Origin of the sequence: Thauera mechernichensis, assembly GCF_029588855.1 — a bacterium.
Taxonomy (GTDB): domain Bacteria; phylum Pseudomonadota; class Gammaproteobacteria; order Burkholderiales; family Rhodocyclaceae; genus Thauera; species Thauera mechernichensis.
This window is the reverse complement of record NZ_JARQZE010000010.1, coordinates 74,580-96,280: the sequence shown is the minus strand read 5'-3', so window position 1 is coordinate 96,280 and position 21,701 is coordinate 74,580. Positions and strand designations below refer to the sequence as shown.

General features: G+C 67.9%; 18 protein-coding genes. 9 read left to right on the top strand and 9 right to left on the bottom strand.

Translation table 11 applies throughout. The features are described from left to right. Positions 1–28 precede the first annotated feature (28 nt). A complete protein-coding gene (gene cobA, locus P7F68_RS13905) occupies positions 29–877 on the top strand; it encodes a uroporphyrinogen-III C-methyltransferase (protein WP_002930826.1) in 849 nt (282 codons plus the stop codon). Then, complete coding sequence (locus P7F68_RS13900; RefSeq protein WP_277833992.1) at positions 874–2,190, top strand: cobyrinic acid a,c-diamide synthase CobB; 1,317 nt, start codon at positions 874–876, stop codon at positions 2,188–2,190. Before cobA ends, P7F68_RS13900 begins: the two co-directional genes overlap by 4 nt. Before the next feature lie 357 nt (positions 2,191–2,547). Here the strand turns inward: P7F68_RS13900 and P7F68_RS13895 are convergent, their stop codons facing one another. Continuing rightward, positions 2,548–3,438, bottom strand: a complete 891-nt coding sequence (locus P7F68_RS13895) for a LysR family transcriptional regulator ArgP (RefSeq protein ID WP_277833991.1) — start codon at positions 3,436–3,438, stop codon at positions 2,548–2,550. Between the two features lie 152 nt (positions 3,439–3,590). On the opposite strand from P7F68_RS13895, the gene P7F68_RS13890 reads away from it, so the two are divergent. The 3 genes from P7F68_RS13890 to P7F68_RS13880 all read left to right on the top strand — a co-directional run bounded on the left by P7F68_RS13890 (position 3,591) and on the right by P7F68_RS13880 (position 5,794). Beyond that, entirely contained in the window at positions 3,591–4,196 is a 606-nt protein-coding gene (locus tag P7F68_RS13890) for a LysE/ArgO family amino acid transporter (protein ID WP_002942677.1), read from the top strand. Between the two features lie 71 nt (positions 4,197–4,267). Beyond that, on the top strand, positions 4,268–5,125 hold the full coding sequence (gene asd, locus P7F68_RS13885; protein WP_002930833.1) for an archaetidylserine decarboxylase: 858 nt from the start codon (positions 4,268–4,270) through the stop codon (positions 5,123–5,125). 234 nt (positions 5,126–5,359) lie between these two features. Continuing rightward, positions 5,360–5,794 carry a CBS domain-containing protein gene (locus P7F68_RS13880; protein WP_002942689.1) on the top strand — a complete coding sequence of 145 codons (435 nt, stop codon included), beginning with the start codon at positions 5,360–5,362 and terminating at the stop codon, positions 5,792–5,794. Between the two features lie 51 nt (positions 5,795–5,845). Here the strand turns inward: P7F68_RS13880 and P7F68_RS13875 are convergent, their stop codons facing one another. From P7F68_RS13875 to P7F68_RS13855, 5 genes are all read right to left on the bottom strand, one after another. Next, the gene (locus P7F68_RS13875) at positions 5,846–7,144 is read right to left on the bottom strand and encodes an acetyl-CoA hydrolase/transferase family protein (protein WP_277833987.1); all 1,299 of its coding nucleotides are present in this window, start codon (positions 7,142–7,144) and stop codon (positions 5,846–5,848) included. A gap of 87 nt (positions 7,145–7,231) precedes the next feature. Further along, complete coding sequence (locus P7F68_RS13870; protein ID WP_277833985.1) at positions 7,232–9,163, bottom strand: sensor histidine kinase; 1,932 nt, start codon at positions 9,161–9,163, stop codon at positions 7,232–7,234. Beyond that, positions 9,164–10,264, bottom strand: a complete 1,101-nt coding sequence (locus tag P7F68_RS13865) for an ABC transporter substrate-binding protein (protein ID WP_277833983.1) — start codon at positions 10,262–10,264, stop codon at positions 9,164–9,166. Continuing rightward, a complete protein-coding gene (locus P7F68_RS13860) occupies positions 10,261–12,504 on the bottom strand; it encodes a GGDEF/EAL domain-containing response regulator (RefSeq protein WP_277833981.1) in 2,244 nt (747 codons plus the stop codon). Before P7F68_RS13860 ends, P7F68_RS13865 begins: the two co-directional genes overlap by 4 nt. A gap of 183 nt (positions 12,505–12,687) precedes the next feature. Then, the gene (locus P7F68_RS13855; RefSeq protein ID WP_277833979.1) at positions 12,688–14,226 is read right to left on the bottom strand and encodes a DEAD/DEAH box helicase; all 1,539 of its coding nucleotides are present in this window, start codon (positions 14,224–14,226) and stop codon (positions 12,688–12,690) included. A 266-nt stretch (positions 14,227–14,492) separates the two neighbouring features. Here P7F68_RS13855 and P7F68_RS13850 point away from each other — a divergent pair, with 266 nt between their 5' ends. After that, positions 14,493–15,665, top strand: a complete 1,173-nt coding sequence (locus tag P7F68_RS13850) for a M48 family metallopeptidase (RefSeq protein ID WP_277833977.1) — start codon at positions 14,493–14,495, stop codon at positions 15,663–15,665. A 23-nt stretch (positions 15,666–15,688) separates the two neighbouring features. Here the strand turns inward: P7F68_RS13850 and P7F68_RS13845 are convergent, their stop codons facing one another. From P7F68_RS13845 to cbiB, 3 genes are read right to left on the bottom strand one after another with little or no spacing between them, the layout of a single operon-like run. Further along, on the bottom strand, positions 15,689–16,651 hold the full coding sequence (locus P7F68_RS13845) for a cobalamin-binding protein (protein WP_002940066.1): 963 nt from the start codon (positions 16,649–16,651) through the stop codon (positions 15,689–15,691). A 45-nt stretch (positions 16,652–16,696) separates the two neighbouring features. After that, positions 16,697–17,701: a threonine-phosphate decarboxylase CobD gene (gene cobD / locus P7F68_RS13840; RefSeq protein WP_277833975.1), complete on the bottom strand. Its 1,005-nt coding sequence runs from the start codon at positions 17,699–17,701 to the stop codon at positions 16,697–16,699. Next, the gene (gene cbiB / locus P7F68_RS13835; protein WP_002930324.1) at positions 17,698–18,648 is read right to left on the bottom strand and encodes an adenosylcobinamide-phosphate synthase CbiB; all 951 of its coding nucleotides are present in this window, start codon (positions 18,646–18,648) and stop codon (positions 17,698–17,700) included. The genes cobD and cbiB overlap by 4 nt, the downstream gene beginning before the upstream one ends. 183 nt (positions 18,649–18,831) lie before the next feature. Here cbiB and P7F68_RS13830 point away from each other — a divergent pair, with 183 nt between their 5' ends. The 3 genes from P7F68_RS13830 to P7F68_RS13820 all read left to right on the top strand — a co-directional run bounded on the left by P7F68_RS13830 (position 18,832) and on the right by P7F68_RS13820 (position 21,638). Next, positions 18,832–20,349, top strand: a complete 1,518-nt coding sequence (locus P7F68_RS13830; protein ID WP_277833972.1) for a cobyric acid synthase — start codon at positions 18,832–18,834, stop codon at positions 20,347–20,349. Further along, on the top strand, positions 20,346–21,194 hold the full coding sequence (queF, locus tag P7F68_RS13825) for an NADPH-dependent 7-cyano-7-deazaguanine reductase QueF (protein WP_002930332.1): 849 nt from the start codon (positions 20,346–20,348) through the stop codon (positions 21,192–21,194). The genes P7F68_RS13830 and queF overlap by 4 nt, the downstream gene beginning before the upstream one ends. A gap of 135 nt (positions 21,195–21,329) precedes the next feature. Then, on the top strand, positions 21,330–21,638 hold the full coding sequence (locus tag P7F68_RS13820; RefSeq protein WP_002930334.1) for a c-type cytochrome: 309 nt from the start codon (positions 21,330–21,332) through the stop codon (positions 21,636–21,638). The last annotated feature ends 63 nt before the right edge of the window (positions 21,639–21,701 follow it).

Genomic DNA, 21,701 nt, shown 5'->3' with positions numbered 1-21,701 from the left:
AGGCGGCGGCCGGTATGGAGCAATTGACATGACTATTCCCGATCTTGCCGTTCATCGTCCCGGTCCCCAGCCCGGCTGGGTGTATCTGGTGGGGGCAGGCCCTGGTGATCCGGAGCTGTTCACGCTGCGCGGTGCGCGTCTGGTGGCCGGGGCGGATGTCGTCGTGTACGACAACCTCGTTAGCCCAGCCATCGTCGAGCTCGCGCCTGCCGCGGCGGAGCGTATCTACGTCGGCAAGAAGGCCGCCGACCACTCGCTGCCTCAGGACGAGATCAACCAGCTGCTGCTGGAGCTCGCGCAGCAAGGCAAGCGTGTCGTGCGCCTGAAAGGCGGCGACCCCTTCATCTTCGGTCGTGGGGGCGAGGAGATGGAGGTGCTGGTCGATGCGGGCATCCCGGTCGAGGTCATCCCCGGCGTAACCGCGGCGGCGGGTGTCGCCGCGTACGCGGGCATTCCGCTCACTCACCGCGACCACGCCCAGTCCGTGGTGTTCGCAACCGGCTTCCTCAAAGAGGGCAAGGTCGATCTCGACTGGCCGATGCTGGCGCGTCCGCATCAGACTGTGGTGATCTACATGGGCATTTCGCGGTTGGCCGATATCTGTGCGCAGTTCGTCGCCCACGGCCTGCCGCCGGAGACGCCGGCCGGGGTCATTGAGCGCGGTACCACGCACGCCCAGCGCGTGGTGGTGGGTAACCTCGCGACACTGGCGCAGCGTGTGCTGGAAGAAGGTGTGCGCCCGCCCTCGCTGACGGTGATCGGCAGCGTGGTCGGCCTGTACCCCAAGCTCGCCTGGTTCGAACCCCAGGACCAGCCCAAGTCCTCGCCGCTGCCGCATGCCGGTTGCGCCGTGGTGCACGGCAAGGGCGCAGCGTGAGCGCTGCAGGTGGGCGTGCCTGCCCGGCGCTGCTCGTTGCCGCACCAGCCTCCGGCCAGGGCAAGACCACCATCACCGCGGCGCTTGCGCGCATGCACACCCGGCTCGGACGGCGGGTGCGGGTGTTCAAGTGCGGGCCGGACTTCCTCGACCCGCAGATCCATGCGGTGGCGAGCGGGGCTCCGGTGCATAACATCGACCTCGGCATGTGCGGCGAGGCCGACATTGCTGCGCGCCTGCACGCTGCCGCCGGCGAGGCAGACCTGATCCTGGTCGAAGGCGTGATGGGGCTCTACGATGGCACCCCTTCCGCCGCCGACATTGCACGCCGTTTCGGGATCCCGGTGATGGCCGTGATCGACGCACGCGCGATGGCGCAGACCTTCGGCGCCGTCGCACACGGCCTGGCGCACTATCAGCCGGGACTGCCCTTTGCGGGTGTACTTGCCAACCACGTCGGTAGCGCGCGCCATGCCGACATGCTACGTGCGGCGCTGCCTGCGGGCATGCGCTGGTTCGGCGCAGTCATGCGCGACGCCGAGGCTGCGCTGCCCGAGCGCCACCTTGGCCTGCTGCAGGCGGCGGAGATTGCCGACCTGGACGAGCGCCTCGACCGCCTTGCCGATCATCTGCAGCAGACGGGCGCGGCCGCGCTGCCGCCCGCGGTGAATTTTCCACCAATGGCGCTGCCCGCCCCCCCGCCGTTGCTGGCGGGGCGGCGCATCGCCATTGCTCGCGACGCTGCCTACGGCTTCATCTATCCGGCCAATCTTGACACCTTGCGCGCACTGGGTGCCGATCTGGTGTTCTTCTCCCCGCTCGCGGGCGAGACGCTGCCGGCGGGCAGCGCCGCGGTATGGTTGCCCGGTGGCTATCCCGAGCTGCATGGCGCGGCGCTGGCGGCCAACGTGCGCCTGCGCGCCGACCTCCATGCCCACGTGGCGGCCGGACGGGCGCTGCTTGCCGAGTGCGGTGGCATGATGAGCCTGCTCGAAGCTGTAGTGGACAAGGCAGGCGTCGAGCACGCCTTTGCCGGCGTGCTGCCGGGGCGGGCGATCATGCAGCAGCGTCTGGCTGCGCTTGGCATGCAGCAGGCGGACCTGCCCGAAGGGCGTATCACCGGTCACACCTTCCACTATTCGAAGACCGTGACACCGCTCGAGCCCTGGCTGCATGCGCAACGGCCGGATGGCGGCGAGGGCGAGGCGGTGTATCGGCTCGGCTCGATTACCGCCTCCTACATGCATTTCTGGTTCCCTTCCAACCCGACCGCCGTTGCGGCCCTGCTGGCTGGCAACGCCCGCGCGGCGTAGGCACCTCGCGCCGCCCGATGGCGTGCCGTAGGAGCGACGCAAGTCGCGAGCCTTTCGTCGTCCCGCCACCCCCATCGCCTTCAGCCCCTCGCGGCTGGCGCCGCTCCTACGGGGGGCGCACGCGGTGTGCTGTAGGAGCGACGCAAGTCGCGAGCCTTTCGTCGCACCCGCCCACCCCCATCGCCTTCAACCCCTCGCGGCTGGCGCCGCTCCTACGGGGGGCGCGCGCGGTGTGCTGTAGGAGCGACGCAAGTCGCGAGCCTTTCGTCGCCCCGCCCACCCCCATCGCCTTCAACCCCTCACGGCTGGCGCCGCTTTCCACCGAACAGCGCGGTAAGGGCGATTGCCGGGGGCTGGTCATCCGGGCGTACCCAGCGCTCTCGCGGCGGCTTCCGCGATCGCGCCTGCGAGCCGCGCCATCACCGGGGACTGTACCTGCCAGTGGTGCCAGTAAAGCACCACCTCCTCACGTTGCGGGGCGAGGTCGATCAGCTCGCCGCGCGCCAGGTGGGCGCGGGCCTGGATCTCGGGGATGAAGCCGTAACCCAGGCCGGCGACCGCGAAGGCCATGAAGCCCTCGGAAGAGGGCACGACGTGGTGAGGGTACTGCCCGGTATCCAGCCCGAAGTGACGCTGCAGGAAGGCCTCGTGCATGTCGTCGTTGCGGCCAAAGATGATCGCCGGCGCGTGCGCCAGCGCGCTGCGGCTGAGGCCGCGCGGGAACCAGCGTGCGCGGAAGGCCGGCGAGGCAGCGCACAGGTAAGGCATCTCGCCAAGCCGGATCGCTGCGCAGCCGCGCATCGGATCCGGGCGGGTGGAGACGCAGCCCAGTACCTCGCCGTCGGCCAGCAGGGCATGAGTGTGATCCTGGTCGTCCACCACGCAGTCGAGGACCAGGCCCTCTTCACGGACCACCTCGGCGACGGCGCCTATGAACCAGGTTGCGAGCGAGTCGGCGTTGACGCCAACCGCAAGGCGCATCGGGCCGTGGCGCTGTCCCGGCTCCAGGGCGCGTCGCGCTTCGGTCTCCATCAGTCGTAGCTGGGCGAGGTAAGGCAGCAGGCGACGGCCGGCCGGCGTCGGGCGCGCCGGCTTGCTGCGCACCAGCAGCACCTGGCCGAGTTCGGCCTCCAGCAGCTTCACCCGTTGCGACACCGCGGACTGGGTGAGCGCCAGGCGGCGCGCGGCGCGCTCAAAGCCGCCTTCCTGCAGCACGGCTTCGAAGGCGAGCAGGCGATGGTCGATCATTAGCAGTTTTTGTCGAAAATGAATTAAATCGATTTTACTTAATAGTGCGTTTCTGCGGCGCTACATTGGGTCATTGCGGTGCTGCACCGCTCGCTGCATACAAAGGATCGCGCGGGCGCTGCCGCCGACCCATAACGACAACGGAACGCATCATGAGCAATGTCTACTTCAACGGCTTCATTCTCACGCTCGGCCTGATCATGGCGATCGGTGCGCAGAACGCCCACGTGCTGCGCCAGGGGCTGCGCGGCGAGCACGTGCTGCTGACCGTGAGCGTGTCGGCACTGTGCGACATGGCGCTGATCCTGGTCGGCATCGCAGGGCTTGGCAGCCTTTTCGTCGCCAGCCCGGACCTGATGGCAATGGCGCGCTACGGTGGCGCCGCATTCCTGCTCTGGTACGGTGGCCGCGCCCTGCGCTCGGCGCTGCGCGGGGGGCGGGAAATGAACCTCGCCGAGCACAAACGCATGTCGCGAGGCCAGGCCCTGCTCGCGGCGGCCGGTTTCAGCCTGCTCAACCCGCACGCCTATCTCGATACCGTGGTGCTGCTCGGCTCGATCGGTAGCCAGCAGGCGGAGGATCTGCGTCCGCTTTTCGCCGCCGGTGCGATCAGTGCGTCGATCGTGTGGTTCGTGCTGCTCGGCTACGGTGCGCGTCTGCTCGTGCCGCTGTTCTCCCGTCCGCTGGCGTGGCGCGTGCTGGACGGGCTGGTCGCCCTGATGCTGTGGGGGATCGCCGCATCGCTGCTGCTGGCATAGGGTGAGACCGGGGCGGCCGCTATAATCGTGGCCTTGGCGCCTGCTGCGCCGCTCTTGTCCAGGATCTCGCCGTGTCCGAACGTCTCACCGTTGCCCTGCAGTACGTCCTGCCCAAGCGTCTGCTTACCCAGCTTGCCGGCAAGCTGGCCGGTCTCGAGGGCGGACGCGTGACCACTGCCGTCATTCGCTGGTTCATCAAGCGCTACGGCGTGGATATGGCCGAAGCGGCCAATCCCGACCCGGCAAGCTACGCCAGCTTCAACGCCTTTTTCACCCGCCCGCTGCGCGAAGGTGCGCGGCCGCATGCCGAGGCCGACTTCGTGTGCCCGGTGGATGGTGCGATCAGCCAGTTCGGGCCCATCGAGCGCGACCAGATCTTTCAGGCCAAGGGGCACTTCTATTCCACCGCTGCGCTCGTGGGTGGCGACCGCAGCCTGGCTGCCTGCTTCGAGGACGGTGACTTCGCCACCCTGTACCTGTCGCCGCGCGACTACCACCGCATCCACATGCCCTGCGCGGGACGCCTCACCCAGATGATCTACGTGCCTGGCGAACTGTTCTCGGTCAATCCGGCCACCGCGCGTGGCGTACCGGGCTTGTTTGCGCGTAACGAGCGTGTGGTGTGCGTATTCGAGGGCGAGTTCGGGCCCTTCGTCATGGTGCTGGTGGGTGCGACCATCGTCGGCAGCATGGCGACCGTATGGCACGGCGTCGTCAATCCGCCGCGGCGACCGGACATCGAGAAGCGCGCATACGCCGAGGGCGAGGTCGTGCTCGAGCAGGGCGCTGAAATGGGGCGTTTCCTGCTCGGTTCAACCGTGGTGATGCTGTTCCCGCGCGACGTGCTGCGTTTCAGTTCCGAGTGGGTCGCAGCGCGGCCGGTACGCATGGGCGAGGCCATGGCGCAGTGCAAGAAGGTTGAGGACTGAGCATCCTCGCTTGCACCGTCGCGGTGCGAGCCATGCTGCCCATGCACGCTGGTGAGGCATGCTGCAGGCGGGATATTGCGCTGCAATATTCTTGTAACGTCATTATGCTGTCAAAAAGATGCGCTAAAACAGGTGCTTGGCGCCTGCTGTCGGGTTACGGCAGAGGGTGCCGAAGCTGGCACGGTTGAAGCTTTGATAACTGTGCCTTTCCACAAGAGCATCAGGAGACAGATCATGCCCAGCCGTCCGATCCATCAGGTTCTCGCCGAGCGTCCCTTCGTCAGCGTCTCGGTCTTCAAGCCGGTGCGCGAAGTCACCCGCATGATGCAGGACCTGCACTGCAGCGCTGCCCTCATCACCGAGCATGGCGTGCTCACCGGCATCTTCACCGAACGGGACGCCACTTTCCGCGTGCTTGCCGCCGGCCTCGATCCCGACGCCACGCCGGTCGGTGAGGTGATGACCCACAACCCGCAGACGCTGACCGATGACAAGCCCTTCGGCCATGCCCTGCATCTGATGTTCGAGAACGGCGTGCGCCACGTGCCGGTAGTCGATGCCGACCGTCGTCCGCTTGGCGTGGTGACGGCGCGCGATGCGCTTGCGCTCGATGCCCTGGACTTCGGTTCCGAGCTGGTGCGTCGCGAGGAAATCACCGTCATCCTCTGAGCGATCCGTGCTGCGGGGCGACAGCCCTGCAGCACGACTTCCCGGTTTCGCTTACAGCAGCCCCATGCGCTTTGCAGCCTCGCGCAGTTCGGCGCGGAAGTCGGGGTGGGCAATGCCGATCAGCGCTTGCGCGCGTTGCTTGGCGGTCTTGCCGCGAAGTTCGGCGACGCCATACTCGGTCACCACGTAGTTGATGTCGTTCTTGCTCGTGGTGACATGAGTGCCGGGCGAGAGCACTGGCGCGATCCGCGACACGGTGTCGTTCTTTGCCGTCGACGGCAGCACGATGAAGGCCTTGCCGTCCTTCGAGCGGTTGGCTGCGCGCACGAAGTCCACCTGGCCGCCGGTACCCGAGTAGGGCAGGTGGCCCAGGCTCTCCGAGCCGCACTGGCCGAGCAGGTCGATCTGCAGCGTGGCGTTGATCGCGCACAGCTTGTCGTTGCGCGCTGCGATGTAGGGGTCGTTGGTGAAGTCCACCGGGTGCATCTCGACCGCCGGGTTGCGATGCAGGTGGCGATACAGGCGCCGCGAGCCAAGCGCAAAGGTGGCAACCGTCTTGCCCGGCATGAAGGTCTTCTGGCGGTTGGTGACGGCGCCGGATTCGATCAGCGACAGGATGCCGTCGCCGATCATCTCGGTGTGGATGCCGAGGTCGCGCTTGTGCTGCAGCTGCATGACGACCGCGTCGGGGATGCCGCCGTAGCCGATCTGCAGTGTGGCGCCGTCGTCGATGAGGTCGGCGACGTACTTGCCGATGGCTTCCTGTACCGGGCCGATCTGCGGCAGGCCGACCTCGAACAGCGCCTCGGCGCTTTCGACCAGGCCGGTGACCTGCGAGATGTGGATGTGGCAGTTGCCGTTGGCGAACGGCACGTTCGGGTTCACTTCGAGCAGCACCACGCGGGCGCGCCGGATCGCTGCCATCGTGTAGTCGGGCGCCAGCGCCAGGCTGAAGTAACCGTGCTCGTCCATCGGCGAGGCCATCGACACCACCACGTCGGCCGGCGACAGGCCGCGGTCGATCAGCATCGGCAGCTCGGAGAAGTAGGCGGGAATGAAGTCCACCCAGCCCGCCTGGCCACCGGCACGGGTGGCACCGCCGAAGAAGTAGGCGTCGTGGCGGATGTTCGCGCGCGTCTCGGGGTCGAGGTAGGCAAACTTGCGCAGCGGCAGGATCTGGCTCACCGCGACGTTGCGCAGCGCGTTGCGGCGTTCGGACAGTGCGTGCAGCAGCGCGGGCGGCTCACCGACGCCGGTGGGTACGACCACCGTGTCGCCGTCGCGCACGAAGCCGGCGGCATCGGCGGGTGTCATGCGCCGTTCGAGATAAAGGGCTTGCGGCTCGGTCATGCTGTCCTCCGTGGCAACGGTGCTTTTAGTGGCGTAACCGCGGATTATACCGGGTTCCATACTGGTGCGTATGGATGCGATGTGGCGTCAGGCTGTCGCGCCTGTTTCGCTCATGCTTGGGGCAATCGCTGGGATGCGAAGTTCGAAGCAGCTGCCCCTGTCCTTTGTGCTGCTGGCCGTGAGGCTGCCGCCCAACACGTTGGCGACGGCGTTGAAGGCGATGTGCAGGCCCAGTCCGGTGCCGCCGCGCCCCTTGCGCGTGGTGAAGAAGGGTTCGAACACCTGCTCCAGTACGCTTGCGTCCATGCCTTGTCCATCATCGCTGACGGTCAGCCTGATGCGTCCGTCCTCAGCGCGGCGTGCGGCGATGACGATCGTGCCCTGCTCGCGATCTTCGAATGCGTGGATCAAGGCGTTGTTGATGAGGTTGGCCAGGACCTGCCCGAGCGGGCCCGGATAGCTGTCGAGTTCCAGGCCGGGCTGGATGTCGGTCTCGATCGAGAACGGCAGGCGTCTGATCGAGGGCCGCAGCGTGATGATGATCTCGTCGACGACCTCGTCGAGCATGAAGCGACGGCGCTGGGCACTCGACTGATCCACGGCGACCTGCTTGAAGCTGGTCACAAGGTCGGCGGCACGGCTCAGGTTCCGCGTTGCGATGTCTGCCGCCTGGTCTACGTTGAGCAGGAAGGCATCGAGGTCCGCGCGCCGCAGCCCGGCCTGCATGCAGCGGCGGAAGTCGCCGGCCTGCCCCTGCAGCGTGCTCACCGCCATCAGCCCGTTGCCGATCGGAGTGTTGAGTTCGTGGGCGACGCCGGCCACCAGGCCGCCGAGGGCCGCCATCTTTTCGGCGCGTACGAGTTCGTGCTGGGTACGCTCGAGCTCTGCCAGCGTGGCCTGCAGCGAACGGTTGCTTTCGGCGAGGGCCTCGGTGCGCTGGGCTACGCGCTGCTCCAGGTCGAGGTTGAGCGATTGCAGGTGCGCGGCCATCGCCTCAAGGTCGCCGGACAGGGCATTGAGCTCGACCACCGGGCCACGCGGCCAGTGGCCCTGCCTGCCGTGCGCTGTGTCGCGGGCCTGGGCAATGATGCTGTTCAGTGGCGCGAGCAGAAGCTGCGCGAGGCTGCGTGACAGCAGTACGCCGAGCAACAAGGCGATCGCGAACGCCGCCCCGATGGCGATCACCATACGGCTCACACGTGGGTTGTCGAGGCCGGTCGGGGCAATGGTGACGAAGCGCCAGTTGAGGGCCTCCGAGAGCGCCAGCCCGGCGTGGTAGCGCTGCCCTTCGAAGTCGATGTAGGGGGGCAGGGGGGTGCCTGCAAGGCTGGCCTGCAGAAGCGGCAGGCCGTTGAGATTCATGCGTCGGGCACCCGGGCCGTGGCGGGACTCGGTGATGACCTCGCCACGGCTATCGATTACCCAGAGTGCGGCAAGGCGAGTGCTGCCGGTTTCTTCCAGGGTGCTCAATACGGCGTCGAGCGGCACCTCGCCGATCAGTACGTGCGAGTCACCGGCCGGTGTCGCGACGCCAACGGTGAGCACCCCCGAGAGTGCGGACAGGTAGGTGTCACTCCAGGTCGTGCTGCGGGTCGCCTGGGTTGCGCGCAACAAGGGGGTGGATGACAGATCGCTACCGAGGATCTCGTTGCGTAGCCTGCTCATCGACGAGTCCAGTCCTGCCGCTGTCACACGCCCGTTGGCATCGACGAGGTAAAGCGCTCGCAGCATCGGAGTGCGCGCGATGATCATGTCGAGGACGCCCGCGAATACCTCTGCGTCAACCAGAGCATGACTCTCGCCTACCACCTCCAGGCGCGACTCAAGAGCACCGAGCACGATCTGTGTGCGGTTGGCGTGGTCGTTGGCCTGCAACTGCACTTCGCGCTGGGTCTCATCTTCGAGAGCGGGAATGCTGATCGCGAGCAGGGCCGCTACCACCAGCACCACGACCATGACGGTCGTGGCGGCCATGATGGCAACGACGAAGCTGCGCAGCCGCCAGTTCCGGAGGGTCATTCAGCGCACCAGGACGAACTGGCCGTCGCGGATCTCTGCGAAATGGATCGGCCGCGTGCTGTCGCCGAAGGCGTCGATCTCGATCAGGTGCTGCAAGCCGGGGTAGGGGCCGTGGCGCAGGACGGCGTCCTTCACGGACTGCCCGCTCTTGCGCCGTTCCAGCGCCTGGAACAGCACGATGCCGGCATCGTAGCTGGCGATCGCGCTATAGCCGGGGTCGCGCTGGAAACGGGCCCGGTAGGCGTCGCGGAAGGCAGTGAAGCGAGGCGCTTCGTTGGTGCGATCGTGGGATTGCGCGATCAACAGTCCGTTCACGGCCTGGCCGCCGAGCTCCACCAGCTGTTCGCTTGCGGCCCATTCCGCGGCAGCGAGCGGCACGTTTGGTGAGAGCTTGCGCGTCTGTTGTGCCAGCCGCGCGACATCCACTGCATTGGCGATGAACAGCAGCCCATCGGGTTCGGTTTCGAGAAGGCGTGCGGCGACCTCGCTGAACATCGTATCTGCGGCGGATTCGAACTCGACCGCGGCAATGACCTCTCCGCCGTAGGCTGGGAACTGGCTGCGCAGTTCGGCGAGCCAGGACTCGGAGAATGCCCGGTTGCGTACGTCGTAAGCCACAGCCAGCCGGTGCAGGCCGCGTTCGGCTAGCACGCGGGCATAGTCCGCGGCATTGTCGCGCGTGCTGCGGTTGAGCCGGATCAGCATGTCGTCCTTGCCGACGAAGTGCATTGCCGTGATGACAGGGCTGAGGACAACGACGCCTGCTGCGTCGGCCAGCGGGAGGATGACATCGGCCATCGCGCTGGTGTACGGGCCGACAATCACCGCCGGGCGGGCACGGATCAGCGCTTGCATGGCTTGGTGAGCAGTGGCAGCGTCCTGGCCGTCGTCACCGACCAGCAGTTGCAGTGGACGGCCTCCGATGCCACCCGCCGCGTTGCGCTCCTCGATGGCAAGGGTGAGCGCATTGCGCGCCGCTTCGCCGGTGTCTGTGGTGCGATTGGAGAGGCCGGCGATGAAGCCAATCACGATCGGCTCGGGTTTGCCGCATGCGGCCAGCAAGGCCGCGAGCAGAAAGATGAGGATGCGTTGTACGCTCATGCGACTCTTGTCCGGTATGTCTGCAGCCACTGCAGGAGCGCATCGAGCGGCATCGGTCGCGCGTAGAGGTAGCCTTGCGCTTCGTTGCAGCCCATCGCGCGCAGGCGTTCGGCCTGGCATTCGGTCTCCACACCCTCGGCAAGCACCGCGATGCCAAGGCAATGGCCGAGGGGTACGATCATCTCCGCAATGCGGGCGCCGGGGCGGCAGCTGTCGAGCAGGGCGATGAAGCTGCGGTCGATCTTGAGCCGGTCCACCGGGAGCTGGTCGAGGTAGGACAGCGATGAAAAGCCGGTCCCGAAATCATCGATCGCGATCTCGACGCCCAGTGCCTTGACTTCGGCGAGAAGCGCGGACACCCGGGCCATGCCCATGACGGCCACTGACTCGGTGATCTCCAGTTCGAGCAGCCCTGGCGCCACCCCGCTCTCCTGCAGGGCGAGGCCGAGCTGTTCGGCATAGCTGCGGTCGCGCAGCTGAGCGGCCGAGACATTGATGGCCATGCGGATGTCGCTGAAGCCGGCGTGGTCGAGTTGCGCGAGTGCGCCCAGCGCCGTGCGCATGACCCAGTTCCCCAGCAGGGTGATGATGCCGGAGCGCTCGGCTACCGGGATGAACTGGTCTGGCGGGACGAAGCTGCCATCGGCCCTGCGCCAGCGCAGCAGGGCCTCCACGCCGGTGACCCGTCCGCTTTCCAGTGAGAGCTGCGGTTGGAAAGCGAGAAAGAGCGCATCGCTGCCGAAGGATTGCTGCAGTTCGTGCAGCAGCCGGGTGTGCTGGCGCGATTCCAGCCCGATTGCCGAGGTGTAGAACTCATGCTCGCCCTGTCCGCGCGCCTTGGCGCGCTTGAGCGCGATGGATGCATCCTTGAGCAGTTCGGCCCCAGCGCTGGAGCCGGTGTCGGCTCGCACGAAGCCCATGCACGCCGACACCGGACGCTCGATGCCGTCGAACACGTAGGGGGTATCGAACAGCGGTGCGAGGTGGGCGGGCGACACCAGGGTTTCGTCGCCGCAGATCGCGAACACATCGCCCGAGACCCGCGCGATCGTGCACGAGCCCGGCAGGGCCTTGCGAAGGCGGCTGGCGATGGCGCCAAGCAGGCGGTCGCCATAGACGTGGCCGAACATGTCGTTCGTCTCGGCAAACTGGTCGAGATCGATGAGGGCGATCGTGCAGCCCGCGAGGGCGTCGGCCTCGATCGCAGTGTCGAGGTGCTGGACGAAGGCGCTACGGTTGGGCAGACCCAGCAAGGGGTCGACAAAGGCGATCTCGCGCAGCCGGGTGACCAGTTCGACGTTGTCTGCGCACAGCGAGATGTTGGTGCAGAACACGCCGAGCAGTTCGCGATCGACGTCGCCCAGGGGTTCGGGTGAATCGATGAACACGGCATAGCGGGTATCCTCGTGGCCGGAAAAGCACAGCGTGACACTGGTTTCGGTTACGAGGTTGCGCTGTTCGCGCAGGCAGCGGGTGAGGTTCGAGATGATCTGCGGATCGCCGATCTCGGAGACGGGGTGCTGGACGAGGTGGCTGAAGCAGCCCGCCGCGGCGATGATCCTGAGTTGTTCTGCGGTCAGGCTGTTCGGGTCGCCGCTGGCGCTTGCGCACACCAGGCCCTCCGAGGGGATGCCGAACAGGCCGGCGATCTGGGTGATCACCCCGGCGGCGAAGCCCTGTACGCCGTCGTGCGCCATCAGGTGGTGGCTGGAGGCCACGATCTGCTCCAGGCCCCTGCGGCTCTCGTCGAGCTGACACAACTGCGCGTAGGAGCGGATTGCCGCGGTCAGCGAGGTAAACAGCTTGGTGCGAGTGAGTTCGCTCTTGGTCTTGTAGTCGTTGATGTCGTAGCGGCGGATCGTGTCGATCTCGGGCGCCTGGCCGGGCTGGCCAGTGCGCAGGATGATGCGCGTGTTGTGCAGGCCCAGTTCGCCGCGGATGCCTTCCACCGCGACGAGCCCGGCGTCGGAGGCCTCCATCACCACGTCGAGCAGCACGACCGCGACGTCGCGCTCGGCGCGCAACACTGCCATGCATTCCGCCGCCGAATGGGCGTGGAGCAAGCGCAGTGGGCGCTCCTCTATGTCCAGGCCGCGGAGGGCGAAACGGGTGCTCTCATGGACGTCCTCGTCGTCGTCGACGATGAGAACGGTCCAGCTGCGTCTTCCATGGGCCGGCGCAGGCCCAGGCAGAGGGGAGTCGTCGATGAACTCGACCAGATCGTCGCCATGAGGCCCCATGAGTCGTTCCGCCTGGATGAAGAAGCGCAAAGCGAATGCCCGCCACGGGTCCTGGTACGCGCAGTGCGTACCAGGACCCGTGTCAGGCGTGGATGCATCCTTGCTTCAATCTTAAACGGTCTCTGCAGGCGCTGCGAAGGGGGCGCCTGACAGGGATTACCCGGGGTGGGGCCCCCGGGGAGGTCAGCGGTTGCCGCTGCCGGGCTTGGCCGCGAACAGGGCCGGACGCTGGGCAGGTCGTCCGCTCGTGCCGCGGCCCTGCCCGTGCGGCGCGCGGTTGCCGTCTGCGCCTGGGGCGCGCCCGCTGTTGCCGCGGTTGCCATCGAAGCGGTTGCCATCGACATCGGGGCGGGGCGCCGGCCGGCGATTGCCGTCGACGTCGCCATGGGGGCGCGGCTGAGTGCGGCCGTCGGTCTTGGCGACCGATGAGCTGCGCCCGCCGTTGCCACGATTGCCGCCGCGCGCTGCGTCGCCGCTGGCGGCACGCCCCTGGCCCTGGCCGGGGCGCCCGCCGCCACGACGCTGCAGGGGTTCGCGCTGATGGTCGGCATCATGTGCAGCCTCGGCGCCGGCACTGGGGATGAAATCTTCCGCGGTCGCACGCTCGATGCGGCGCTTGATCAGACGCTCGATCGCCGTCAGCAGCTTGAGCTCTTCCCGGTCGACCAGCGAGATCGCGTGGCCTGCGGCACCGGCGCGGCCGGTGCGGCCGATGCGGTGTACGTAGTCCTCGGGCACATTGGGGAGCTCGAAGTTGACCACCTGCGGCAGCTGATCGATATCCAGGCCGCGTGCGGCGATGTCGGTGGCGACCAGCACGGGCAGCGAGCCGTCCTTGAACTGCGCCAGTGCGCGCGTGCGTGCGGCCTGGCTCTTGTTGCCATGGATGGCGGCCGCAGGGATGTCGTGCTTGCTGAGGTACTCGGCCAGCTTGTTGGCGCCATGCTTGGTGCGGGTGAACACCAGCGCCTGGAACCACTGCTTCTCCTTGATCAGGTGCGCGAGCAGTTCTCGCTTGTGCTTCTGGCCCACTTCGTAGACGGCCTGGTCCACTCGCTCGGCCGTGGTGTTGCGCGGTGCCACCTCCACGGTGCCAGGCTTGTGCAGCAGGCCGTTGGCGAGTTCGCGGATCTCGTCGGAGAAGGTCGCCGAGAACAGCAGGTTCTGGCGCTTCTTGGGCAGCAGGGCGAGGATCTTGCGGATGTCGCGGATGAAGCCCATGTCGAGCATGCGGTCCGCTTCGTCGAGCACCAGGATCTCCACGCCCGACAGGTCGAGCGTGCGCTGGCTGACGTGGTCGAGCAGGCGGCCCGGCGTGGCGACCAGGATGTCCACCCGCTTCTTCAGCGCACTGATCTGCGGGTTGATGTTGACACCGCCGAACATGACCAGCGAGCTCAGCGGCAGGTGCTTGCCATAGGTCTTGACCGACTCCTCGACCTGCGCTGCGAGCTCGCGCGTGGGCGTGAGGATGAGGCAGCGCGGTCGCCCGGGCGGATGCGGGTGTGCATGGGTGGCTGCCAGCATGTGCAGCACCGGCAGGGTGAAACCTGCTGTCTTGCCGGTGCCGGTCTGGGCCGCTGCGAGCAGGTCACCGCCGGCAAGCACCTGGGGAATGGCCTGGGCCTGGATGGGCGTGGGGTGGGTGTAGCCCGCCTCGCCGATGGCGCGCAGGATGGGTTCCGCCAGCGCGAGGCTGGCAAAAGTCAGTTCGGGGTTCATTCGATGGTCCGGCGCGAGCCCGTCGCGCGTTGTACGGCGACACCAATCCGGGCTGCGGGAAAGGGATCCGGGCCGAGGCCGTGCGGATCGTTTCAGGAGACGCTGCGAACGACTGGTGCACCGCAGCGAGGCTGGACTATAAGCGCTTCGTGTCCGTTTAGCGAGGTCTTTCGCACGTGCACCAAGGTAGGGGGCGGCCCACGGCTGCGCAGGGCGTGATTCTTGGTTACACTCCCCGGCTCGTCCACGACCGTGCGCCCGCCCGAATGCACGATTTCGAACCCCGATCCAGCGTCATCCGCCTGCGCGCCCGGCTCGCGCGGCGCCTGACGTGGTGGGCGATCGGCGGCGTGGCCGTGGTGCTGGCGACCGGCTTGCTGGTGTTGGTGGTCGCTGCGGCATGCGCGGCACGGGCCTGGTTGGCGATCGAGTCCGGTCAACCCGTGGAGACCGTGATGTGGGTGGGGGCGATGCTGGTCATGGCCCTCGCCGCGGTCGGTTTGCTGAATGCCTTGTCGACGGGCGTCCCAGTTGCGGAGGGTGTCCGCCTGCCGAGGGCGGTTGCGCCCGATCTGTTCGCGCTGCTGGACGAACTTGCGGCGCAGACTGCGGTAGCCCCGGTGCACGTCGTGCGCATAACCGGCGAAATCAACGCTGCCGTGATGCAGCGCCCGGCGCTTAACCTGGTAGGGCCGCTGCGGACCGAATTGCTCGTCGGTTTGCCCTTGGTGCATAGCGTCTCCCCCGAGCAGTTCGCTGCCGTGCTGGCGCACGAATTCGGCCATCTGGCTGCGCAGCGACGCGGGCGTGACGGCTGGTCCGCTCATGTGCGCGCATGGTGGGCGCGCATCCTCAATGCCGTGATCGATGATGAGGCCGGCGATGGTCGCTGGCTCGATCGTGCGGCGGAGCGCTACTTCCTGGACATGCAGCGGCTTGCGCGGATGGAGGAGTTCGAAGCCGATGCGGTGGCCGCGCGACTGGTTGGCGCCGAGTTGGTCGGCGAGACCCTCGTCGAGTTGAGCCGCAAGGCGCATTTTCTCGAGCACGACTACTGGCCGCGGGTTCAGGCCTTGCGGTCATCGGACGCCGGCTCGCGTGTGCGTCCGTTCCGTGAGATGGGGCACGGCGTGCTCGCCGGCTATGCCCAGGCTGCCGCTACCTGCGCGGATGTCGTGGAGGGCGTGCGCGACCGGCGCCACGACCTCCACCCTACGCCGCGGCGCCGCTTGCGTGCGCTGAGGGTCGCCTGCCGGCAGTTCCAGCTGCCGTTGCCGCAGGGTGCCGGGTCGGCGGCCGAACGCTTTTTCGCCGGGCTGGTACCGACCCTGGCCTGGGTCTTCGATCGGGAGTGGTGCGAGTGCAGTCGCAGCCCCAGGCACCCGATGCTTGGTCCGGAGCAGGTGGCGTCGGTGCAGGGTTTTGTAGCCAGGCGCTGAGCGGTCTCCGGTCTTCCCGATGTTCAGCGTTCCTGGGTGCCCGCCGCGGCAGGTTGGGCTGAGGCGCGCCGGCTGCGCGCGGTCTCGAGGTGCGCACACAGTTGCTGTGCGCCGTCGAGGATGCGCGGCGTGTGGCGCTGGAGCAGGTCGGGCGGTACGAAGAACAGGTTGTCTGCAGTCGTGGCGGCCAGGGCCGGCCAGCGCTTCCATTCGTCCAGCCATTCGGGGCGCGCCTCGCCCATGCCGCTGGCGACGATCGCCTCAGGATTGGCAGCGAGTACGCCCTCAACGCCGATGGTGGGGGCCAGCTGCGGCAGCGTCCCGAATACGTTCTGTCCGCCGCAAAGACGGATCACGTCTGCGATCAGGTGCTCGTCGTTGATTGTCATCAGCGGCCGATTCCAGATCTGGTAGAAGGTGCGTACGGGCGCTTGCTCGCTGTAGCGTGCGCGCAGTTCGGCGTGGCGCTGGCGAAAGGCGCTGGCGTTGGCGTTGGCCACTGTGCTGCTGCCAGCCAGCGCGCCCAGGGACTCCAGGCTGCGGGCCACGTCGTCCAGGCTGCGCGGCTCGTTGATCCAGATCGGGATGCCGAGAGCCTGCAGGCGCTCGAGGTGCTGGCCGCGGTTGCCGCTGCGCCAGCCGACGACCAGGTCGGGGCGCAGTCTCGCCACCGCCTCAAGGTCGACCTGGGTGTAGCTGCCGACCTGGGGCAGTTCGCGCGCCGCCGGGGGGTAGTCGCTGTAGGCCACTACGCCGACGACATGCTCGCCTGCGCCGGCCGCGAACAGGAGTTCGGTGACGTGCGGCGCAAGGCTGACGATGCGCTGTGCAGGGCGTTGCAGGCGCACGACCTTACCGGCATCGTCGGTCAGTTCGATCTGCGCCAGCGCGGTGCCGGAACTGGCCAGCACCAGCGCGGCCGTCACGCGGGCGGCGGTGCTCAGGCACGCGCCGATGTGGCGGGTGGGGGACGATGCTTGATTCATTACGACGATGTTCCTCGGGTTGCGGTGACGGCGGGCCAGCACGGATCAGGTGTTGCTGGCAGCGGCGATAGTACTGGCGGCGCAGGCGCTGAGGGCAGTTTCGAGGCGCGCCCACTCCGCCTCGTTGGCCGGTAGGCCGAAGCGCACGGCGGGTGGGTGTTCGAACAGGCGGGTGAGAATGCCTTGCTGCGCAAGTCGCGCGTGCAGCACACCGGCGTCGCTGCGCGCGATCCATTTGAACAGGGCCGGGCCGCGCGGCTGGCCGCAGCCGGTGTCTCGCAACAGGCGCGCCAGGCGCGCTCCGGCCATATCCAGCCTGCGCCGAGTGTCGTCCTGCCAGGCGCGGTCCAGCAGGGCATGGCGGGCGGCATGGCGGGCCGGGCCGCTGACGGTCCAGGGGCCCAGCCGTTCGGCCAGTGCTGCACGCACTGTGGCGGGTGCCAGCACGAAGCCGACGCGTGCGCCGGCGAGGCCGAAGAACTTGCCGATCGAGCGTAGCACCACCAGGCCGTCGGTGCCCGCCAGCGTGGCCAGGCTGGCCTCGGGGGTGGTATCGATGAAGGCCTCGTCGACCACCAGCCAGCCACCACGTGCGGCGAGCCGGCGGTGCGCGGCGAGCAGGCGTTCGCGTGGGAACAGCGTGCCGGTGGGGTTGTTTGGCTGCACCACGACGACGATGTCGTTGCTTGCGGCGACATCGTCGAGCGCTTCGGCAGCAAAGCTGCTTGCATTGTGATGGCGCCAGGCGTGCGCATGCTCGGCATAGCTGGGGGCAAGCACGCTCACGCGCACACCCGGGATGACTTGGGGCAGGGCCTGGATCGCCGGCTGCGAGCCGGCCACCGGCAGCAGCGCAGCGGTGCCGAAGTAGCCTGCAGCGGCGGCTTCGAGGCCGTCGTCGTCCTCCGGCAGCCGTTGCCAGGTCTCGGCCGGAATGGGCGGCACCGGATAAGGGTGCGGGTTGATGCCTGTGGATAGGTCGAGCCAGTCCGTGAGCGCGATGCCGTACTGCTGTGCGGCTCGCCTGAGCCGACCGCCATGTTCGATCATGCCTGCAGTCCTCCATGCACCTGCACGGCCAGAGCGAACAACAGTGCGAGCCCCAGCCACAGCAGCACGCCGTGGCGCACGAGGGCGACGGCGGCGCGGATCGTCGCCGCATCGGGTGCCGCGCCGGTGCCCAGCGGTGGGCGCTGTTCGAGCTTGCCGTGGTACACCGCGGGGCCGCCGAGGGCGACGCCAAGTGCGCCCGCGCCTGCAGCCATCACTGGACCGGCATTCGGGCTGTCCCAGGCCGGGGCCTGGCGGCGCCAGCATGCGAGCGCACTGCGGGTGCGGCCAAGCACAGCATAGGTGAGCGCGGTGAGGCGGGCAGGCACGAGGTTGAGCAGGTCGTCGATGCGTGCGGCCGCCCAGCCGAAGCGCAGGTAGCGTGGGGTGCGATAGCCCCAGCTCGCATCCAGCGTGTTGGCCAGGCGGAACAGCAGGGCACCGGCGCCGCCGGCGACGACGAACCAGAACAGCGCGCCGAACACCGCGTCGTTGCCATTCTCGAGCACCGATTCGGTCCCGGCGGCGGCTACGCCGGTGGCGTCCAGACTGGCGGTGTCGCGGCTGACGATCCAGCCCACGCGCTCGCGCGCCTGCGCCAGCTCGCCGGTGGCGAGTGGGGCTGCGATCGCCTCGGCATGCTCGGCGAGGCTGCGCGCGCCGAGTGCGAAGTAGAGCAGGGCGATGTCGACCACCCAGTGCGCCCACGGCGTCAGAGCGCGCAGGACGAGCACGAGTCCGACCCAGGGCAGTACCGCCACCGACCAGGCCAGCACGCCGGCCAGGCGCCCGTCGCCGGCGATGCGGCGTACAGCGGACTCGACCGCAGCTGCCCAGCGGCCGAAGCCGACGAGCGGGTGCAGGCGGCGTGGCTCGCCCAGCAGGCGGTCGGCGAGCACACCGGCGGCGAGCTTGCAGGTGAGGACGAGGGCGGGCGTGATCGGCATGGGGCGGTGGGTAGCGCTTGGCGCTTCAATCAATCGTGGGAGCAAGCGGCGCCAGCCGCGCGGTATTGGTCGTCCAGGCGCTTGCCTCGACATGCATGCAGGGGGCGGTCATCTCTGCCCGGGACCCGCAGTGGCGGAATCGGCGATAATCCGCCCCCTTCCTGAAGAACGTGATTTTACGCGATGTCTCCTCCTCTGACCCTGATGGTGCAAGGCACGACCTCCGATGCCGGCAAGAGCACGCTGGTGGCAGGACTGGCCCGCGTGCTGCGCCGGCGCGGCCTGAAGGTGGCGCCGTTCAAGCCGCAGAACATGGCGCTCAACTCAGCGGTCACCGCCGACGGTGGCGAGATCGGTCGTGCCCAGGCGCTGCAGGCCCTGGCCGCCGGCGTTGTGCCGCACACCGACTTCAACCCGGTGCTGCTCAAGCCCTCGAGCGACATCGGCGCCCAGGTCATCATCCACGGGCGCGCCACGGCGAACCTGTCGGCGCGCGATTACCACGCCTACAAGCCCACCGCGATGGCCGCCGTGATGCAGAGCTGGGGCCGGCTGTGCGCCGCCTACGACGCCGTGCTGGTGGAGGGGGCAGGCAGCCCGGCCGAGATCAACCTGCGCGACCGCGACATCGCCAACATGGGCTTTGCCGAGGCGGCCGACGTGCCGGTGGTGCTGGTCGCCGACATCGACCGCGGCGGTGTGTTCGCCCACCTGGTCGGAACCCTGGAACTGCTTTCCGCGAGCGAGCAGGCGCGGGTGAAGGGCTTTGTCATCAACCGTTTTCGCGGCGACATCGGCCTGCTGCAGTCCGGCCTGGACTGGCTCGAGGCGCGCACCGGGCGCAAGGTGTACGGCGTCATGCCCTACCTGCACGGTCTGTTTCTCGATGCCGAGGACGGGCTCGCCGACGCCGCCGCCGACGTGGCGGCCGGCAGCGGAGCGCTCAAGGTGGTGGCGCCGGTCTACCCGCGCATCTCCAATCACACCGATCTCGATGCCTTGCGCCTGCATCCGCAGGTCGATTTCCACTGGGTCGGGCCCGGGCAGGCGATCCCGCCCGCCGACCTGATCGTGCTGCCGGGCTCCAAGAGCGTGCAGGCCGACCTCGCCTGGCTGCGTGCGCAAGGCTGGGAGGCGGCCATCCTGCGCCACCTGCGCTACGGCGGCCGCGTGGTGGGCATCTGCGGCGGCTTCCAGATGCTGGGGCAGACGCTGGCCGACCCGCTTGGGCTCGAGGGCCCGCCTGGCAGCAGTGCCGGACTCGGTCTGCTCGACATGGACACGGTACTCGAGTGCGACAAGCAACTTTGCAACGTGAGGGGCAGTCTGAGCGTGGAGCTTGACCACGGCCAGGCTGCAGTTGCCGGCTACGAGATCCACATGGGGCGGTCGGCAGGGCCGGCGCTGTCGCGCCCGGCCCTGGTGATCGATGACGGCGCCGGCGCGCGTGCCGATGGCGCGCTGTCCGCCGATGGCCGCATCCTCGGCACCTATGTGCACGGGTTGTTCGATGCGCCGGAGGCGCTGGCCGCGCTGCTCGCCTGGGCCGGGCTGGAGCGAGTGCAGGCAGTGGACCTGGCGGCGCGTCGCGAGGCCGACATAGACCGCCTCGCCGATGCCGTCGAGCGCCATCTCGATGTCGACGCCTTGTTCGACGGCAAGCTCCCGGCACTCAAGATCAACGCACAGGATTTCGCATGACCGAGCCGACCCCCACTCCCGCACACGGCGCCGAGGCCTCCCCGCTCGGTCGCCCGGTGGCGTATCGCGACACCTATGCGCCCGAGCTGCTGTTCCCGATCGAGCGCCAGCTCAAGCGCGCCGAGCTTGGCATCGCAGTCGGCGCGCTGCCCTTCTTTGGCGAGGATTCATGGAATGCCTACGAGCTGTCCTGGCTTGACCCCCGCGGTAAGCCGGTCGTAGCGCTGGGCGGGTTCCGCGTGCCGGCAGATTCGCCCCGGCTGATCGAGTCGAAATCGCTCAAGCTCTATCTCAACGCCTTCAACCAGCAGCGCTGTGCTTCGCTTGAAGAGGTGACGCAAACGATCGCGCGCGACCTGTCCGCTGCCGCCGGCGCGACTGTCGCCGTTTCCGTCGTCCCGCTCTCGGCGCGGCCGCAGCGCCACAGCGCCTATCCGGAGGGGCACTGCCTCGATGAGCTCGATATCGGTATCGATCGCTACCAGCCCGATCCCGGCCTGCTGTCTGCGGCAGGCGAGGAGGTCGCCGAGACGCTCTACTCGCACCTGCTGAAATCGAACTGCCTGGTGACCGGCCAGCCCGACTGGGGCACGCTGGTGGTGCGCTACCGCGGCCCGGCGATCGATCGCGAGGGCTTGTTGCGCTACATCGTCTCCTTCCGCGACCACAACGAGTTCCACGAGCAGTGCGTCGAGCGTGTGTTCTGCGATCTGATGGCGCGTTGCCGGCCTTGCGAGCTGGCGGTGTGGGCACGCTACACGCGGCGCGGCGGACTCGACATCAACCCTTTTCGCGCCAGTCACGCCCATCTGCGTGCGGACGAGGCGATGGAGGTCAGGCAGTAAGTGACGCTGTCCTTGATTTTCGTCGTGGATTAATGCGCAACAGCGTTTTGCTTATGAGGTGGATCAATAGGCAAGGGGGGGCGGGCTGGGTTAACATCGCGAGGCTGTCTCAACCAACACCACGAGGTAAGGAAGATGAAGGTTTTCGTTGCTGCTGCAGTTGCTGCAGGTCTCCTCTCCGCTGCGCCGGCGTTCGCGTCCGCCGAGCTGGCCAAGGCCAAGAACTGCATGGCCTGTCATGCAGTGGACAAGAAGCTCGTCGGCCCCTCCTACAAGGATGTCGCTGCCAAGTACGCAGGCCAGGGCGATGCGGTCGAAGTGCTCGCCGCCAAGATCCAGAAGGGCGGTTCGGGTAACTGGGGTCCGGTGCCGATGCCGCCCAACCCGCAGGTGAATGACGCCGACGCCAAGGCGCTGGCCGAGTGGGTGATGGCGCAGAAGTAAAAGCGCGTTACGCCACCGCCGCAGCGGTGGGGATCGTGCATCGATGGCCGGCCTTGCCGGCCA

Bases quoted from the DNA above. Each gene is read 5' to 3' on its own strand.
- cobA (WP_002930826.1), top strand. From the start codon at position 29: ATGACTATTCCCGATCTTGCCGTTCATCGTCCCGGTCCCCAGCCCGGC.
- P7F68_RS13895 (WP_277833991.1), bottom strand. From the start codon at position 3,438: ATGATCGACCATCGCCTGCTCGCCTTCGAAGCCGTGCTGCAGGAAGGC.
- P7F68_RS13890 (WP_002942677.1), top strand. From the start codon at position 3,591: ATGAGCAATGTCTACTTCAACGGCTTCATTCTCACGCTCGGCCTGATC.
- P7F68_RS13880 (WP_002942689.1), top strand. From the start codon at position 5,360: ATGCCCAGCCGTCCGATCCATCAGGTTCTCGCCGAGCGTCCCTTCGTC.
- P7F68_RS13875 (WP_277833987.1), bottom strand. From the start codon at position 7,144: ATGACCGAGCCGCAAGCCCTTTATCTCGAACGGCGCATGACACCCGCC.
- P7F68_RS13870 (WP_277833985.1), bottom strand. From the start codon at position 9,163: ATGACCCTCCGGAACTGGCGGCTGCGCAGCTTCGTCGTTGCCATCATG.
- P7F68_RS13865 (WP_277833983.1), bottom strand. From the start codon at position 10,264: ATGAGCGTACAACGCATCCTCATCTTTCTGCTCGCGGCCTTGCTGGCC.
- P7F68_RS13860 (WP_277833981.1), bottom strand. From the start codon at position 12,504: ATGGGGCCTCATGGCGACGATCTGGTCGAGTTCATCGACGACTCCCCT.
- P7F68_RS13855 (WP_277833979.1), bottom strand. From the start codon at position 14,226: ATGAACCCCGAACTGACTTTTGCCAGCCTCGCGCTGGCGGAACCCATC.
- P7F68_RS13850 (WP_277833977.1), top strand. From the start codon at position 14,493: ATGCACGATTTCGAACCCCGATCCAGCGTCATCCGCCTGCGCGCCCGG.
- P7F68_RS13845 (WP_002940066.1), bottom strand. From the start codon at position 16,651: ATGAATCAAGCATCGTCCCCCACCCGCCACATCGGCGCGTGCCTGAGC.
- cobD (WP_277833975.1), bottom strand. From the start codon at position 17,701: ATGATCGAACATGGCGGTCGGCTCAGGCGAGCCGCACAGCAGTACGGC.
- cbiB (WP_002930324.1), bottom strand. From the start codon at position 18,648: ATGCCGATCACGCCCGCCCTCGTCCTCACCTGCAAGCTCGCCGCCGGT.
- P7F68_RS13830 (WP_277833972.1), top strand. From the start codon at position 18,832: ATGTCTCCTCCTCTGACCCTGATGGTGCAAGGCACGACCTCCGATGCC.
- queF (WP_002930332.1), top strand. From the start codon at position 20,346: ATGACCGAGCCGACCCCCACTCCCGCACACGGCGCCGAGGCCTCCCCG.
- P7F68_RS13820 (WP_002930334.1), top strand. From the start codon at position 21,330: ATGAAGGTTTTCGTTGCTGCTGCAGTTGCTGCAGGTCTCCTCTCCGCT.